The sequence below is a fragment of the Lysinibacillus composti genome (genome assembly GCF_016908465.1).
Classification (GTDB): Bacteria; Bacillota; Bacilli; order Bacillales_A; family Planococcaceae; genus Ureibacillus; species Ureibacillus composti_A.
Genome location: NZ_JAFBDY010000009.1, coordinates 107,237 through 125,296, shown reverse-complemented (window position 1 = coordinate 125,296; position 18,060 = coordinate 107,237). Strand labels below are relative to the sequence as shown.

Here is an 18,060-nt window from a genome sequence, read left to right as displayed (position 1 = left end):
CCTTATCATTTGGAACATCTAGTCATTTTTGGACTTACCAGTTCAACTAAATTCTACCTATCTCTTTTTTTTATGTCAACGAAATACTATTGTAATAGTTTTATTAAATTTGTCATAAATAAACAGTTATTAGCTATCTTTACTTTGCCCTTGTAACGTGTTGTAATATGGCACAGATTTTCTGTAGTCTCAAGAGAATTTGAACCAATTGTAAAGAAATTTTTTACGATAACACCCCGGCAAAACTATAAACCAACAATAAAAAAGCCTACCTAATTCGATAGACTTTCTCCTTTAGATTATTCACCTTTATACTATTCAAGCGATTATTGTTTTACGACTTTTCCATCTTTGACCACTATACTATTAGTAATAGGCTCTGGATATTTTCTTTTTATATTACCTTTTAAAGTCATCTACATTTAATGCATTTTTGTCCAAAGTGTTACCATCTTCCGTTAATTGTTATTTTGAATTTTTCAGTTCGTCTTTCGCTTTTTGTATTGCTACTTGTAGCGTTTCTTTTTCGTTATCTAGGGCTTTAATGTCAAGGTCACTGTAATCTTTTTGTAGTTTTTCAGCATTTTCGATTTCAGCTTCTAGTCTTTCTTGCGCATCATAAATATCACTTTTATCTTTATTATCGACGGCTTCATCTAACTCATCCAAAATGTTATCGAATAAGTCCTCAAAATACTCCACTTGATTGTCTAGTTTGTCTTCAAGTGTTTCCTCCACTTCCTTGATTAACTCTTCTGCTTCCTCAATTGCTTCTTCTAAATCTTTTGCTTCATCATCTAGCGAATCAACATTACTATCTTCGTATGATTCAAAAGTTTTTTCAGCATCTTTTAATGCAGATTCTAACGCTTTATAATCTCTTTTAAGTACAGATAAGCCATTATTCTTCAAGGATCTCTCTGCATCATCGATTGCATCTTCAAGGTCCTCTAGAGCTTCCTCCAAAATTTCTTCATAATACTCTTTATCGAAAGTCTGGGCATAAGCTTCTTTAGCTGCTTTATTAGCCTTTCTAATGGCATTTTCTAATTGATCTTCATTACTTTGAAGCTCACTGTAGTTGGCTTTTTGTGCTGTTTCTAATACTTCTTCAGCATCCTGAATGAATGCATCTAAATTCTTTAATGCCTTCGATAAATTATCTTTTTCTTCTTCAATATCATCGTCATCATCTTCTTCAATAGCTTCCTCTAAATTTTCTAATATATCATCAATTTCTTCTTGTGCGTCTTCTAAATTATCAACGACATCTTTTATTGCTTTTTTAAGATCTTCTACTTTTTGAGCATCTTCAGATGGTTTGGGATCTATATTTGGTTTGGGATCATCATCTGCATCTTTTGGTGGCTTGATAACACCTTTATTGTCCCATGTTCCCCAAGAATCCCAGATGTCATCATATTTATTATCATTTCGTTTAAAGTTAATCACACGTTCAATAAAGACGGCAAAATTGGCACGTTTCACGCCATCTTCCGGACGGAACTTTCCTACATTTCGTGTGATATCAAGCGCACCGATCGTCCCAATTACTTGGTAATAGTCACTATCTTTGTTCACATCATCGTATGATTGAAGAACAACCGATTCAAGTTTAAAAGCATTCACTAAAATATCGGCCATTTCCGCGCGTGTTAGTTGACGATTCGGATTAAATTTCTCATTTGCATCAAAAATACCCACCTCTGTTAACTTCGCAATCGCAGGATAGTGCGTATATGCTGTCGATACATCCTTAAAGCCAGGGTCCTTCACATTTTTTAAATCAACACCTAAAATTCTCGCAATCATGGACGCAGCTTGGCCACGGGTTACATAATTCCCAGGCTTAAATGTGCCATCAGAATAGCCTCCGATGATTTTAAAATTAACTAGCTTTTGCACAGTATGATAGTAATCAACATTATTTGGTACATCCTTGAACCCTTTTCCTTTGGCTTCAGCTGAAACGCCCGCAGTGGAAAAGAGAGCAGCCGCGATTAATGTCGGCACTACATATTTCTTTAAATACTTCATGATATCTCCCTCCAACTTCCAATATACAACTAAACTCTATCCATATTATCCCAGTATTTACTCTAGCAGTCTAATAATTTCCTTCGGATTTTATAAAGAGTAACTAAATTCCCAGGTATATATTAGTACTTAATCATGAAAAAAAGCCTACCCTTTGTTGGTAGACTTTATCTTCAATGATTATTCAACTTATAACTATCTAAACGTTGCTTGCTTTACGGTTTCATAGGTCTGGTAATTTGGAACTAATCAAGTTTCTTTCATGCTTATGTTGTCACTTTCTCTTCTTGCAACAATTCAAGCATTTTTCGTTTGTATGCCTCTACCCCGGGTTGATCAAATGGATTCACTTCAAGCAAACACGCACTCATAGCACAGGCTTTCATGAAGAAGTAGATTAAATACCCAAGATGGTATGCATCAAGTTTTGGTAACTCAAGTTGAATTACTGGCACACCTCCATCAGCATGAGCAAGTGCTGTTCCTTGCTTAGATATAGCATTGATTTCATTAAAAGTTCGATTCGATAAATAATTTAAACCATCTTCATTTCGCGTGTCGAAAGGTACTGAAAAATCGCCTTCAATTTCATGGAAATGAAGTAATGTTTCAAATAAAATTGGACTACCATCTTGAATAAACTGACCAATTGAGTGTAAATCAGTTGAGTAATTTACACAGGTAGGAAACAAACCTTTTTTCTGTTTCCCTTCACTTTCACCAAACAATTGCATCCACCACTCATGAAATTTATTGAGACTTGGTTCAAATGAAGCTAATAACTCTATCTTAAAACCTTGCTCATATAACATATGACGCGTAACCGCATATTGGTATGCATGATTATGTTCTAAATCAGATTCCTGCATTTCTAAAGCAGCTACTTTCGCGCCTTGCATGAGTGCACGAATATCTATACCTGCAACTGCAATTGGAAGCAAACCAACAGGTGTTAATACCGAGTAACGCCCTCCAATATCGGAAGGTATTACAAATTGACGGTAACCTGAATTGTCAGCCATTTTCTTTAATAATCCTTTTTCAGCATCCGTAGTAACGATAATACGTTCAATCGACTCTTTTCCATAGCGCTCTTCCATATATTGTCTCATAACACGGAATGCTAATGCCGGCTCCATCGTTCCACCAGATTTCGAGATAACATTAACGTAAACTTCTTTATCTTTTATATAGTCAATCAATTGATTTATATATGCACCACTCATGTTTTGACCAACATAAATAACCTCAATTCCATTTTTGGCATTACCAAAATAAGGTGTTAATGCATCTTGAATGGCACGTGCGCCTAAAAAAGAACCTCCAATACCAGCAACCACAAGTACATCTGCTACCGTACGTATTTCATTTGCTGCATTTTCAATTTCTAATAACAAGTTATCATGATTTTGAAAAGGATATTCCACCCATCCTGTTAAATCATTAGTAGTCTCTAAATATCTATGTATTTCATTAACTTTTTGATGATATGCTTCTATAAGTTTTGTTTCTAAAGAACAATTCAATAGTGTCGTTTGTACTAAATTGTTGACCAATTTAATATCCTCATTTCTAGTTTTATTTCACTATAATATTATCACATATAAAATAAAGAAAGCCAACGCTCCTAAGATAGTTGGCAATAATTTATAGCAATTTTACTTTTTATGTAATTGATGCCAGTTCCATGCACTTTGAATAATTCCTTTAATGCCAATTAGTGCTTTCCAACCTAATTCACGTTCAATCTTTTTGGAATTAGCAACAAGTCTTGCTGGATCTCCCGTGCGACGTTCCGCAAATTTTATATTCGCTTTACGACCCGTTACTTTTTCACATGTTTCAATAATTTCTTTTACCGAATACCCATTACCATTTCCTAAATTATAAGTAGCTGTTTCGATTTTACCGTCTATAAGTGCCTGCAACGCTTTAATATGTGCATCTGCTAAATCCGTAACATGGATATAGTCACGAATACATGTACCATCTGGTGTTGGATAATCAGTACCAAAGACAGAAATAGACTCTTGTACACCAAGCAAATGTTGCAATACCAAGGGAATTAGATGCGTTTCTGGATCATGTTTTTCCCCTATTTCACCAGTTTCATAGGCACCAGCTGCATTAAAATATCGTAATACTACATACTTCATTCCAAAACTAGTTGCAAAATCCGCTAGCATTTGTTCGACCATTAGTTTAGATCGGCCATATGGATTGATTGGATTTGTAGGAGTTGTCTCATCTATTATCTCAACATCTGGTATGCCATAAGTTGCGGCAGTTGATGAAAAAATAAACTTTTCAATTTTGTTTTTATGCATCACTTTTAAGAGGCTAAGTGTAGCTGCTACGTTATTTTCATAGTACTTCATTGGATTTCGAACTGATTCGCCTACCAAACTAAACGCAGCAAAATGTAAGACAGCTCTAATTGGATACGTTTCAAAAAGCGCTTGTAATACTCGTTCATCTCCTAAATCCCCCTCGACAAATGTAGCTTTTTCATCCACTGCCCAGCGATGACCAGTGCTCAAATTATCGAGTACAACTACTTGTTTTCTTTTTACTAAATCCTTTACAACATGACTACCGATGTATCCTGCTCCACCAATAACTAAAATCATAAATTTTCACCACTTAATTGTTTTGCTTTTTCCAGTATTAACTGTTTTATACCTTCATTTAAATCCTCACGTTTTAAAGCAAAGTCGATTGTTGTTTCAATAAATCCAAGTTGTTCTCCAACATCATAACGTTTGCCTTTAAATTGGTATGCAAATACTTGTTGAATCGTGTTAAGTTGTTCGATGGCATCTGTTAATTGGATTTCTCCACCTTTTCCTTTGTTCTTCTCTTCAAGGAAACCGAAAATTTCAGGTGTTAAAATATAACGTCCAATAATTGCAAAGTTGGAAGGTGCTTCTTTGAATGCTGGTTTTTCAACAAACTTTGATACTTGCATTAAAGGAGAATTAGTATTAACTGGAGCAATGACTCCGTATCGATGCACATCCCTATCTGGTACTTCCATTACACCAATCACACTAGAGAATGTTCGAGAGTACTGATTCATTAACTGTTTTAAACATGGTATCTCACTTTCAACAATGTCATCACCCAATAAAACAGCAAACGGTTCATCACCTATAAAATTACGAGCACACCAAATGGCATGTCCAAGTCCTAGCGGCTCTTTCTGCCGAATATAATGAATATCGATATTTGATGAAAATCGGACTTTCTCTAACATTTTAAATTTCTTTTTTTCAATTAAATTTGCCTCTAATTCGAATGCATGATCAAAATGATCCTCAATTGCACGCTTACCTTTTCCGGTTACAATAATGATATCTTCGATTCCCGAAGCGATGGCTTCTTCAACTATATATTGTATTGTAGGTTTATCAACGATTGGAAGCATTTCTTTCGGCATTGCTTTTGTTACAGGAAGGAAACGAGTACCTAACCCTGCTGCTGGAATTATCGCTTTACGTATTTTTTTCATATTATTCACTCCATTTAAAGTCAAATACCCTTACTGTCATTATACAGTAAGGGTATTAGTACTTTTACATATTTTATTTAATTTTGCTAATAAGCATTTTTGTTGATGAAACCATTGATAACCGTTTTGACGACAATCTTCACATCAAATAATAATGTCCAGTTTTCTAAATAATAAATGTCATGATCAATTCGATCTTTAATTGAAGTATCTCCACGTAAGCCACAAACTTGCGCCCATCCAGTAATACCTGGACGCACTTGGTGTTTAATCATATACTTCGGTATTTCTTCTTTAAATTGATCTACGAAATAAGGTCGTTCTGGTCTTGGTCCAACTACACTCATATCCCCTTTTAAGACATTAAAGAATTGAGGAAGTTCGTCTAGGCTCGTTTTTCGGATAAATGTACCAAACTTTGTTCGACGCGGATCATTTTGGACTGTCCATTGTGTATTGGAAGCAGCTTCAGTCATATGCTTCATCGAACGAAACTTATACATCATAAATGTACGCCGGTTTAATCCTACACGTTCTTGTTTAAATAAAATTGGCCCTGGCGAAGTTAATTTCACTCCAATCGCAATGATTACAAGAACTGGCGAAGTAAAAATAATAGCCGTTAATGAAAAGACAATATCAAACAATCTTTTTAAAATTCTATTTACAAATTCATCTAACGGTATATCACGTGTATTAATAATAGGTAAATCGCCAAATTGTTCAAAGTGCGGATTTGCAGGTAGTATATCGTAAAAGTCAGGAACAATTGACACCCGTATTCCAGCTTTTTCGCAAGTTGTGATGATTTGCTGATATTTTGGATACGCTGTTAACGGTAGTGCCACAACAACCTCATCTACAATTTTTTCTTCTAGAATTTTATTTAAATCGCTTAGTTTCCCTAACACTTTTATTTTAGAATTATTTTCTCCTTGATAATCATCAAGGAATCCAAGAACCTCAAGTCCATATTCAGGATGGTTCAATAAATTTTGCATATATCTTTTCCCGATAGACCCCGCACCTAAAATTAATACAAATTGTTTGTTGAAGCCTTTCGTTCTCATTTTTCGTAAGCTTTGTTTTACCGCAAATCGGTAAATGACACTTAACATTACACATAAAACAAAATAAAGAACTAAGTATAAACGTGAAATATCAATTGTTTTAACCGTAAAGAGCACACTAAGTAAAGCAAACATACTAAAAATATGTGCTTGGAAAATCCTCGAAACTTCGGATGCGAATTTCATTCTTCGTTTCGATACATATAGTCGAACTAAAAATGCTATCAAAATATAAATCACTGAATAGACAATATTCCAAGTAAAATAACTAGTTAGTGGCAAATATGCGCCCATATCCTCTTCTTTTAACACATTAAAACGAATAAACCAAGCCATTAAGAAAGCAACTTGAATAAAGATAAAGTCTACTCCCATATAAAGTCTCGTTAAAAAGCGTTCTTTTCCTCTTATCATATTTTCACCTTTTATGCTCGATAACAAACTTAAAAATCATATTAAGTTTGTTATCGAGATTTTTTTATAGCATTTAACGTAACAGCCGCGGAGAGCTTTAGCGATATTCCTAGGTAAACTAAAGCGTTTATGAATACATTATATTTGGGAGCGAAATGATTTTTATGAAATATGAACATAGCACGGTGGAACTCATAAACAATTTTAAACGGTTTTCTACGACTACTTGCCCCTTTATAATGAACAATCGATACTTTTGGATAATAATAAACTTTCCAACCTGCTTCTTTTATTCGATAGCACCAGTCAATATCTTCACCATACATAAAGTACGTTTCGTCTAACATTCCTACTTCAACTATTGTTTCTCTACGGACCATCATAAAGGCCCCAACTAAACAATCAATCTCATGAATTTCATTCATATCTAAATAACTTTTATGATAACTATTATACTTATGGTTATTGGGATACTTCTCTGCTAAACCTGCCATATAGTAAAATGATGCTTCAGGTGTAGGAAAACCTCGATGACAGGCTTTGTCTAACGTTCCATCTGGTAATACTACTTTACATCCAGTAGCCCCAATATCTTGATGATCGTCCATAAACGCTATTATCGTTGAAAGCGTCGTTTCTTTAACAATCGTATCTGAGTTTAATAATAAAACATAGCGTCCCTTTGAAACTTTAATAGCCTGGTTATTGGCTCTAGAAAAACCGACATTTTCTTTATTTGCGATGACCTTTACTTCTGGAAAGGTTTCTTTTATGGCCTGAACAGAATCATCTGAAGAATTGTTATCGACCATGAAAATCTCAAATGCTTCGTTCATCGTTGCTTTATAAATCGAGTCAATACATTCAAGCGTTAGCTTCTTTGTATTGTAATTAACGATTACAATACTTAAATCCATTTTGATCATTCCTCTTTTCACCAGAGTTGATTTTGCTGAAAAAAGGATATAATCCCATTATCCTTTTTTTAAAATACTGCCCATTCTATTCTATCAGCCATTTACACTATAATAAAGGGCAATAATTATGTATCTAGTAGCCCAAATAATAAGGTGAGTGTATTCCATACACTCACCTTACATTCTATTATTTAATGATTTTCTTTTATTTTAAGCCTGAAAGAAAAGATTGCAATGCTTCTCTCCAATGTCTACGCGGTTCAAACCCATTTATCCTTAACGCCAAATCATCCATTACTGAATAGCTCGGTCTTTTCGCAGGTGATGGATATTGAGCGGTTGTTAATGGATTGACAAGGATTTCTTTGCCCGCTTCTTCAAAAATCGCTTTTGCAAACTCATACCAAGAACAAGTACCACTATTTGTGCAATGGTACGTACCATACTTATCTGTTTTGACGAGTGCTATTATAAAATCAGCTAAATCAACGGTGTATGTTGGGGAACCTATTTGATCAGAAACTACCCCAAGTTCTGTTCTTTCTTCTGCTAATCTCAACATTGTTTTTACAAAATTAGGTCCATATTCACCATAAACCCATGCTGTACGAACAATAAAATACTTCGTGCTTAAGCTTTGCGTTAACTGTTCCCCAGCATATTTTGATTTCCCATAGACACCTATAGGGTTCACTAATGCATGTTCTTCATATGGTGCTGTTGCCGTCCCATCGAACACATAATCTGTGCTGACATAACAAATTTTCGCACTAATTTCTTCGGCAGCTACAGCTAAATTTCGTTGGCCATAAGCATTTACAGAAAAAGCTAAGTCCCTTTCTGTTTCTGCATTATCCACTTTTGTGTACGCAGCCGCATTGATGATAACATTTGGTTGAATTTCTCTCGTAACTTGATAGACACTTTCTAAATTCGTAATGTCTAGTTCTTCCTTTGTAAATGAGAAGAGTTCAACTTCAGCGTTTTTCAACTGGTGAACAAGTTCCTGACCAAGTTGGCCATTCGCACCCGTTACAAGTATCTTCATTCTTTATTCTCCAATGCTTTCCCGTATTGTTGCTCATAATATTGTTGATAGTCACCAGAGATAATATTTTCCCACCAAGATGGGTTTTCTAGATACCAGTTAATTGTGTCATTTAAGCCTGTTTCAAAATTATATTTCGGCTCCCAGCCAAGCTCTGTTTGTAATTTTGTAGGATCAATGGCATATCGACGATCATGTCCTAGTCGATCCTCTACGTATTTAATTAACGATACCGGTTTCTCTAGCTGTTTTAGAATTTCTTTTACTACTTCGATATTTGCTTTTTCGTTATGGCCACCCACATTATAGACTTCTCCATTACGACCTTTATGTAATACTAAATCGATTGCACGACAATGGTCTTCCACATGTAACCAATCACGAATATTTAGGCCATCACCGTATACTGGTAGTGGCTTATCATTTAATGCATTAATAATCATTAACGGAATTAGCTTCTCAGGGAAATGGAATGGTCCATAGTTATTCGAACATCTTGTAATATTAACAGGTAATCCATATGTTTCGTGATACGCTTGAACAAGTAAATCAGCACCTGCTTTACTTGCACTATATGGACTATTTGGTGCAAGTGGTGTATCTTCTGTAAAGTATCCTTCAGCTCCTAGTGAACCATATACTTCATCCGTCGAAACCTGTACATATTTTTTAATAGCATGTGTTCTTGCAGCATCTAGTAACACTTGTGTCCCTTGGATGTTCGTACTAATAAAAATACCTGGGTTCGTGATACTGCGGTCTACATGGGATTCAGCCGCAAAGTTTACAACGATGTCTAAACCTTCTTCAAAAAGTGAATCCACTAATTCTCGGTCTGTAATGTCTCCTTTTACGAAACGATAATTACTTTTCTCTTCTGATTCTTTTAGATTTTCTAAATTCCCTGCATATGTAAGTGCATCTAAGTTAATAATCTGATATTCAGGATATTTACGAACTATATAATTCACAAAATTGCTTCCAATAAAGCCTGCGCCACCGGTTACTAAAATCTTCATCGTTCATCATTCCTCACTGTTATAAATAAATAGTGTACCCGCATCTTTTAATAATGGATGATGTTTATCCTTTTCTGAAAGAATTGGATTATTCGTTGGCCAATTAATATTTAAGTTCGGATCATTCCACGCTATGCCGCGGTCATGTTCAGGCGAATAATAATTGTCTACTTTATAGAGAAACTCTGTATTTTTCACTAAAGTACAATAACCATGCGCAAATCCTCTTGGCACGAGTAATTGTCTTTTATTGTCCTCTGATAAAATAAAGCCTTCCCACTGCCCGTAAGTTGGGGAACCTTCACGAATGTCTACAATCACATCATAAACGGCACCTTTCGTCACTCGCACTAGCTTTGTTTGTGCGTAAGGTTCAAGCTGGAAATGTAGTCCTCTTAAAGTGCCAGCTTCCCCTGACATGGCATGATTATCTTGAATAAAATTTAAGTGAAAACCATTTTCTTTAAACAGTTTATCGTTATAGGTTTCCATAAAGAAACCTCGATGATCCCCAAACACATTTGGTTCAAAAAGAAATGCATCTTTTAATGTTGTTTTAATAAATCCCACATTACCGATCCCCTTATAATTTTCGATTTACTAATGCGATTAAATATTGACCATAACTATTTTTCTTTAACGGTTCTGCAAGTTCAAGTAATTGTTCTTTCGAAATATACCCTTTACGATAAGCAATTTCTTCTAAACAAGCGACTTTTAAACTTTGGCGTCGCTCAATTGTTTCAATAAAAGTAGACGCTTCTAGAAGCGATTCATGTGTTCCTGTATCTAACCATGCAAATCCACGACCTAGTAATTCAACATTTAATGCTCCTGCTTCTAAATAGGCTTTATTGACATCCGTAATTTCTAACTCACCGCGTGCAGAAGGTTGAATCGACTTCGCAATTTCAACAACGTTATTGTCATAAAAATATAACCCTGTCACTGCATAGCTTGATTTTGGAACGGCCGGTTTTTCTTCAATGGAAATGGCTTTTCCTTCATCATTAAATTCCACAACGCCGAAACGTTCCGGATCTTTTACATTGTAGCCAAAAACCGTTGCTCCACTCTCTCTTGAGGCCGCTCTTTCTAACATTGCCGTAAAGCCATGTCCATAAAAGATATTGTCACCTAAAATAAGTGCCACTGAGTCTTGACCAATAAACTCTTCCCCAATAATGAATGCTTGAGCTAGTCCATCTGGTGATGGTTGAACGGCATAAGATAATTGTATCCCTAAATCTTGTCCATCCCCTAGAAGTTGTTCAAAGCGGGGCGTATCCTCTGGCGTTGAAATAATTAAGATTTCTTTAATACCCGCTAACATCAGAACTGAAAGAGGATAGTAAATCATTGGTTTATCGTAAATTGGAAGTAACTGCTTGGAAACAGAGCGCGTCAACGGATATAGACGCGTTCCGCTCCCTCCTGCTAAAATTATACCTTTCAAATGTAACACCTACTTTAAATTAATGTTAATCATAAACGCCTTCTAATTGATCGCCATTATCAAAGATATTGTTATACTGTACAATGCGATATCCATTTATTAACTCTTCATGAACAGAAAGACTGTCCCATGGGTAAAATACTCCTTCTGCATCATATACACCGATTGTAGAAATGACAGGTGTTTTGGAATACAAATCATACAAATAATCTTGATAGACAGTCGTTTCAAAGCCGAAGTTTTTCATTAAAAATGTTCCTAAAAAGTTTGTACTAATTTTGTCTATATATTTATAGCCAATATCATAATTTGCCCATATGATAAACGGCGTTTGATACATTTTCATTGTTTCTTCATTTGTTAATGCTGACATTGGCTTTCCATATAAGCTTTCTAAAAACTCTGTTTCTACGTTCGGATAATGATCACCAAACATGACAATTAACGTTTTTTCTTCCACACTTTCAAAATAAGAAGTCAATTCACCAAATGCTTTATCCGTTAAATTGACTAAAGATAGGTATTGTTCTGTTTGTGGATACTTATCAGGAGATTCTGCTAGTTGTATATGACTAGTAAACGTTTGATCATCATATGGACCATGATTCTGCATTGTTACATTAAACATAAATAACTTTTCATTATTTTGTTTTTCTTTATGTATTTGTGCAAGTTCCTTAAACATGTCTGAATCATTTGGCCACCATCTTAACATATTCCCTTTATAATCCTCTAACGATAAAAATTCATTAAAACCTAACAGCGGATAAACACCATCTCTATTATAATTCTCAGGATAATATGGGTGATAAGCTAACGTCTCAAAATTATCTTGTTTAATTGTTTTCACTATGGAAGGGCTATCTGAACGAATATAATTTTGATAAGCAATAATAGAGTTTGGTATAAAGGCAGTTGTATTACCCGTTAGAAATTCATATTCTGTATTGGCTGTACTACCCCCAAATGCCGAAACATATAAATTCCCTTTCCAAACATTCTTCTTTAGATTATCCATGATTGGGGTAACATTTTCATTTGTTTCAAACTCATTTATTACGCTAAAATCTGCTAATGATTCATTCATAATGACAATTAAATTTTCCGGTTTCTCATAAGTAGTTCCTATGGAATTCTCTTCATCGACACCTAATAGAATTTCATTGGCATGATCTTTTGAATAATTTGCCGGTTTTTCAACACTTGTCATTTTATAAGAAACAATTGTGCTTAATATAAATCCATTTTCCTGATAAGAAGAAAGTGGGGACCACTGATTTACAGTAAGATTATACTTCTTTACAATATATCCAGAAAATAGACCATATAAATTAACACTAACTAAACAAAGAATAATTATACTATATACTAACCTTTTAACTTTACTCTCAACTTTAATCGTTTTCATACATCCAATAACAAGCATAACACAATATAACGCTAAGCCTGTTAGAATGCCTTTATTCAAAAAGAAATTATATGTAGAAACAATGGATAAAGAAGTATTAATTAACTCAAAATCCCCTAGCATTAGAGGTCTACCTCTAAACGCTGAAATGTAAAATTCTACTAAGGATAGGATAAACAATACCGTACTGACCAAAATGATTGTTAATTTGGTATTATTTAAAATAATAAATACCAAAAGATAGATGGTGTAAAAACATAAGATATTAATGACTATTAAATGAATCTCCTTAACAGTTCCTAAACTTCCTGTAGTAGATTCGAACATTACATAACTAAAAATAGGAACAAGTAATATTAATATGTTATCTATAATATTCCATTTTAGATGATTGACTTTATCTTTTGAATCTATGTATTGTTTTAACCCTAGTAACATCACCATTACAGTAACAAACAGATAAATATAAAAATATTTAGAAATACTCTTTGTATCTGGATTCATAAAATACTCAAAATTTACCAATAAAAATAATAATAGAAAAGAAAATACCCCTATGATGGGGGTATAATTCTTTTTTAACTTTACTAACAATTTAAATCCTCCTAATTGCTCCTATACTCCTTTGCAACTAATATAAAATCCATTAAATATACTCGCAAAACATTTATTTACTAATCTATTGAAATCTTTGAAATAAGCGCACTCATTTCACGTTGATCTGCATCACTCTCAAGCGGTTTGTGTACATCGTTAAAAACAATTTGTACGACGAGTTTCTTATCTAGCTCACTATTATTTGATTCTAATTCTACCTGTAAATCCAATGATCCTGGTTGAATCGATACATCACTTAATAGCATGTCATTAACAATTACTTTCACATTTTTGACTTCTTTAAAATTATCCGGAATATACCCACTAATGACTAACTTATTTTGGTTAGGCGGTTGTTCCATTTGTACACTTGCTTCTTTTGCAACCCATCGATAATCTTCATTATTCGATTGCACCAACCAATTGCCTCCGAAAATATTATTATTGGTATATGGAAACTCTATTTCTGATGGATATTGATTAAATTTAGTAAATACAACTAAAAAGATCATAAATAGAACCGTGAATGTCTTCCAAGAATGCTTTATAAATGGACGAATTACTTTTTTCACAAGGTTACTCACGAATTCTGTTAAATTTAACACCGTATCTTTCCACGAAATAGGTACAACAATAAATTCCTTCTTCTTCAAATTCAACGCTCTTTTTTCAACCAAATTCCAAGAAAGGATTGATAAAATTAAAGCAATGACGAATGCTAATAAAAAGTTCACATAAGGATTCATGTCTCCTCCGTAAAGGAAACAGATATATTGTTGCACTGGAAATGCATAAATGTATAAACCATAGGAGAAATCTCCATAACGATAGAATTTCCACGTTTTAACGTTTAAGTTATATCCGAGATAAAAAATTAAGTATGTACCAAAGAATACAAATATCTCTTTAAGACCGCCTGTATAAACAGTTAAATAGAGGACAACTATTGAAATCATTGCAAAGAAATTACTATATGGAATTTTTTCCTTATAATAAAAAACTAACATTCCCGCAACAAAATATAGTAATAACTCAAAAATTGTTTTTAATTCAAGTCCCCAAAAATGTGTCATCGAAAGAGGCCAATAATCGAAGAAAACAATAATAATTAGTAGATTAAATAACAAAAGAGTCGTTTTTTTATTTAATAAAGAAAAGATTCCCAAAAGCGCAACTAGAATATAAAACATAAATTCAAACGGTATTGACCAAAGTGAGCCATTAACAGAAGATGAATAAACATTATTCTCAAATACCCCTGGTAAATACCAATGCATTGGATATAAGAAAATAGATTCTAAATATTTGTAAGTCCCTTTATCTGCAAAGTACTCACTAAGGGTAAGACTCGTTGCTAAAGGACCAATCACAAATGTCGTAATACAAATTGCTACTATCAAACCTGGGAATATTCTTAATAAACGAGCTTTTATGTAATGAAAAATAGATTTACTATAGTGGAAACTTTGTGTAATAAAATAACCACTAATAACAAAAAATATAAAAACCGATAAATCACCTAATGACGTTTGTCCATTTGAAAGAATTAAGAGCAAATCTACATTACCGGTTAAGGGGAATGCATGTGAGAATATGACTAATGTAGCAGCAAGAAATCTTATGAAATCAAAGTTATTCTCTTTTCCATTTATTAAATCTGAAAAATACATTTGCTCATTACTTGTACTTTTGCTAAAAAGTTGTTTCATATATAGTGCCTTTCTATCGTTGAACTAAATTTAGTAATGAATACATATTACTTTCAGTGAATAAGACTGTATTCTCTATTCCAGCATTCTTCCCCGCTTGAATATCACTTTCTTTATCACCGATTAAAAATGATTCACCTAGGTTAATATTGTACTTATCTCTTGCCTTTAAAATCATTCCTGGATTTGGTTTTCTATCATAAGAATCTTTTTTGTACTCTCCAATGCCATGTGTTGGATGATATGGGCAGTAATATACTTCTGTAATGTTAATTCCTCTTTGCTTAAATTGTTCCATCATCCAATCATTGAGAATATGGAAATCCTCTTCTGAATAGTATCCTCTACCAATTCCCGCTTGATTTGTAATCACAATAATCAGGTATCCCTTTTCTTGAAAGGATTTTGTTAATTCAAATATTCCATCGATAAACTCGAATTCTTCTATTTTGTGAACATAATTTTTTTCTATGTTAATAACTCCATCCCGATCTAAGAATAATGCTCTATTCATTGAAAAAGCTCCTTTACTTCCTTTTGGGCCTTTTCATAATCCCCTGGAATTCCTATATCGATAAAATATGCTGATGACTGATAGCCATGAACATTTAACTTACTGTGCTTTGTTTCTAACACTTCTTTTTCAAATGAAAATGTTTTCGGAAGATCAAACTTTTCAAAAACTGCTTTATTTATTATGTAGACTCCACCATTGATATAGCCTTCATTTTTAAATTGTTTTTCTTCAAACCCAACCACTTGATTATTCTCTAGCAACACGGAACCATATCGGTCATAATTCGTTAAATGCTTTAAAGCAATTGAAATCTCAGCATTATTCTTTTCATGAGCAGCGATTAATTGTGATAAATCTACATTAAATAATGTGTCACCGTTCAGGATGATTGCACTATCAGATTCTATTAAATCAAACGCCTTTTTAATAGCTCCACCTGTACCTAGTGGTTCATCCTCTACTGAATATTTAATAGAAATTTCTTTAAACGTATTTGAAAAGTATTGTTCAATAATTTCATGTTTGTATCCTGTACATAAAACAACAGAAGTAATCTGAAATTTCGATAAGTATTCAAAAAGATAATTTAAAAATGGTTTATCTGCAACTGGTGCCATTGGCTTTGGAACATCACTCACTACTGAGCGTAATCTTGTTCCAAAGCCCCCCGCTAAAATGATTGCTTCCATATTATAATACCTCTGCTACCGTTGATAATGGAGAGTTAAAGCCTTGACCAAAAATTGCTTCTTCCACAATGGAACAAATAATATGGCCTATTAAAATATGAGACTCTTGAATTCTTGGTGTTTCATTAGAAGGCACTTTAATACAGAAATCACATAGCCCTTCCATTTTCCCACCGTCTTCACCTGTTAAACCAACTGTAATAATATTTTGCGTTTTACATTCTTCTAATGCTTTAATGACATTTGCAGAATTACCTGAAGTAGAAATACCAATAAACATGTCTCCTGCATTGCCATTTGCTTGAATTTGACGAGCGAATAATTTTTCGTACCCGTAGTCATTTCCAATCGCCGTTATGATTGAAGTATCTGTTGTTAATGCTAAAGCTGGTAACCCTGGTCGATCAAAGTAAAATCTACTAACTAGCTCTCCAGCAATATGTTGGGCATCTGCTGCACTTCCGCCATTTCCAGCAAGCATAATTTTATTTCCTTGTTTATAAAGCTCCACCGCTTTTACTGATACTTCTTCAATTAGCAACATCAATTCTTTATTTTCAAGAATGCCTTGTTTTACTTCGATAGACTTTTTAATTTGTTCCGCCATAAATTCATTAATTAAACGCTCCATTTTTAGATCCTCCATCCTTGTGTTCCCTTGCTAACAAAATGTACGGTTTTGATACTTCCACTTTCTTTTTCTAATGCTCTTATTACATCTAGTTTCTTAATAGGGTCCACGATAAATATCATAAACCCACCACCACCAGCACCAGAAACTTTACCGCCAATTGCACCAGCATTGATTGCTTTTTCATAAATATCGTTAATCATATCATTGGAGATAGAAGAGGCCATTTTCTTTTTCTCTTCCCATGAATGACCTAACAATTCTCCAAATCTAACAATTTCCCCTTTAAGTAAAGCTTCCTTCATATTTACTGCATCTTTTTTTAATTGATGCATTGCTTCAATTGAATTTTGATTTTTCTTTTTTGCGTTATTAGCTTGTTCGTCAATAATCTTAGCCGATTCTCTAGAAACACCCGTAAAATATAACAAGATGGAACTTTCCAATTCATTTACAATCCAATTCTTAACACGTAATGGATTCACAATTACACGATCATTATCATAAAACTCCATGAAATTGAACCCACCGAATGTCGCCGCGTATTGGTCTTGTTTCCCACCGTTTAAGCCAATATCTTTTCTCTCAATTTCAAAGGCTAAATGAGCGATGTCATATTCACCAAGTGGCAAGTTTAACCACTCAGTGAACGCTTTTAAAATAGCAACAACCATTGTAGAGGATGATCCAAGTCCCGAACCAGCCGGTGCGTCAGAATAAGTCGTTAATTTAAATGATAAAGGTTCTTTTACAAATTCTTTTACGATTCTATTGTAAACACCTTTATGAAGGTCCAATGTCCCATCTAAATTAATAAATTCCGTAGAGCTACATTCGAAATACTCTTCTCTATCTGCAGCATAAAATGAAATTTTATTATCATCCGTTACTTCAATGGAACAATAAGCATACATATCAATAGTAGCGTTTAATACATACCCACCGTAAATATCACTATATGGCGATACGTCCGTTCCGCCACCCGCTAAACCTAATCTTAAAGGTGCTTTTGATCGAAATATTGTCATATGTTAAAA

Annotated in this window: 16 protein-coding genes; all 16 read right to left on the bottom strand. The window is 33.9% G+C overall.

The window, feature by feature from the left end:
* Window positions 1-465: 465 nt before the first annotated feature.
* Window positions 466-2,037 carry an S-layer homology domain-containing protein gene (locus tag JOD29_RS11575; RefSeq protein ID WP_124763279.1) on the bottom strand — a complete coding sequence of 524 codons (1,572 nt, stop codon included), beginning with the start codon at window positions 2,035-2,037 and terminating at the stop codon, window positions 466-468.
* Window positions 2,038-2,303: 266 nt separating this feature from the next.
* Complete coding sequence (locus JOD29_RS11570; RefSeq protein WP_124763281.1) at window positions 2,304-3,593, bottom strand: glucose-6-phosphate isomerase; 1,290 nt, start codon at window positions 3,591-3,593, stop codon at window positions 2,304-2,306.
* A gap of 102 nt (window positions 3,594-3,695) precedes the next feature.
* Window positions 3,696-4,667 carry a UDP-glucose 4-epimerase GalE gene (gene galE / locus JOD29_RS11565; protein WP_124763283.1) on the bottom strand — a complete coding sequence of 324 codons (972 nt, stop codon included), beginning with the start codon at window positions 4,665-4,667 and terminating at the stop codon, window positions 3,696-3,698.
* Window positions 4,664-5,548, bottom strand: a complete 885-nt coding sequence (gene galU, locus JOD29_RS11560; RefSeq protein WP_124763285.1) for a UTP--glucose-1-phosphate uridylyltransferase GalU — start codon at window positions 5,546-5,548, stop codon at window positions 4,664-4,666. The genes galE and galU overlap by 4 nt, the downstream gene beginning before the upstream one ends.
* Before the next feature lie 86 nt (window positions 5,549-5,634).
* Window positions 5,635-7,032: an undecaprenyl-phosphate glucose phosphotransferase gene (locus tag JOD29_RS11555; protein WP_124763287.1), complete on the bottom strand. Its 1,398-nt coding sequence runs from the start codon at window positions 7,030-7,032 to the stop codon at window positions 5,635-5,637.
* A 50-nt stretch (window positions 7,033-7,082) separates the two neighbouring features.
* Window positions 7,083-7,949 carry a glycosyltransferase family 2 protein gene (locus tag JOD29_RS11550; protein ID WP_124763289.1) on the bottom strand — a complete coding sequence of 289 codons (867 nt, stop codon included), beginning with the start codon at window positions 7,947-7,949 and terminating at the stop codon, window positions 7,083-7,085.
* 205 nt (window positions 7,950-8,154) lie between these two features.
* Window positions 8,155-8,997 (bottom strand): dTDP-4-dehydrorhamnose reductase, encoded by an 843-nt coding sequence (gene rfbD / locus JOD29_RS11545; RefSeq protein WP_124763291.1) that lies wholly within the window; start codon window positions 8,995-8,997, stop codon window positions 8,155-8,157.
* Entirely contained in the window at window positions 8,994-10,016 is a 1,023-nt protein-coding gene (rfbB, locus tag JOD29_RS11540) for a dTDP-glucose 4,6-dehydratase (protein ID WP_124763293.1), read from the bottom strand. Before rfbB ends, rfbD begins: the two co-directional genes overlap by 4 nt.
* A 6-nt stretch (window positions 10,017-10,022) precedes the next feature.
* Entirely contained in the window at window positions 10,023-10,586 is a 564-nt protein-coding gene (gene rfbC, locus JOD29_RS11535; RefSeq protein WP_124763295.1) for a dTDP-4-dehydrorhamnose 3,5-epimerase, read from the bottom strand.
* 13 nt (window positions 10,587-10,599) lie between these two features.
* Window positions 10,600-11,472 carry a glucose-1-phosphate thymidylyltransferase RfbA gene (rfbA, locus tag JOD29_RS11530; protein ID WP_124763297.1) on the bottom strand — a complete coding sequence of 291 codons (873 nt, stop codon included), beginning with the start codon at window positions 11,470-11,472 and terminating at the stop codon, window positions 10,600-10,602.
* A 25-nt stretch (window positions 11,473-11,497) separates the two neighbouring features.
* Window positions 11,498-13,474, bottom strand: coding sequence for an LTA synthase family protein (locus tag JOD29_RS11525; RefSeq protein ID WP_124763299.1), 1,977 nt, complete (start codon window positions 13,472-13,474; stop codon window positions 11,498-11,500).
* Between the two features lie 80 nt (window positions 13,475-13,554).
* A complete protein-coding gene (locus JOD29_RS11520) occupies window positions 13,555-15,186 on the bottom strand; it encodes an acyltransferase family protein (RefSeq protein ID WP_124763301.1) in 1,632 nt (543 codons plus the stop codon).
* 13 nt (window positions 15,187-15,199) lie between these two features.
* Window positions 15,200-15,700 carry a D-glycero-alpha-D-manno-heptose-1,7-bisphosphate 7-phosphatase gene (locus JOD29_RS11515; protein ID WP_124763303.1) on the bottom strand — a complete coding sequence of 167 codons (501 nt, stop codon included), beginning with the start codon at window positions 15,698-15,700 and terminating at the stop codon, window positions 15,200-15,202.
* Window positions 15,697-16,392, bottom strand: a complete 696-nt coding sequence (locus tag JOD29_RS11510) for a nucleotidyltransferase family protein (protein ID WP_124763305.1) — start codon at window positions 16,390-16,392, stop codon at window positions 15,697-15,699. Before JOD29_RS11510 ends, JOD29_RS11515 begins: the two co-directional genes overlap by 4 nt.
* A 1-nt stretch (window position 16,393) precedes the next feature.
* The gene (locus JOD29_RS11505; RefSeq protein ID WP_124763307.1) at window positions 16,394-17,023 is read right to left on the bottom strand and encodes a D-sedoheptulose-7-phosphate isomerase; all 630 of its coding nucleotides are present in this window, start codon (window positions 17,021-17,023) and stop codon (window positions 16,394-16,396) included.
* Window positions 17,024-17,025: 2 nt separating this feature from the next.
* Entirely contained in the window at window positions 17,026-18,051 is a 1,026-nt protein-coding gene (locus JOD29_RS11500) for a GHMP family kinase ATP-binding protein (protein ID WP_124763309.1), read from the bottom strand.
* Between the last annotated feature and the right edge of the window lie 9 nt (window positions 18,052-18,060).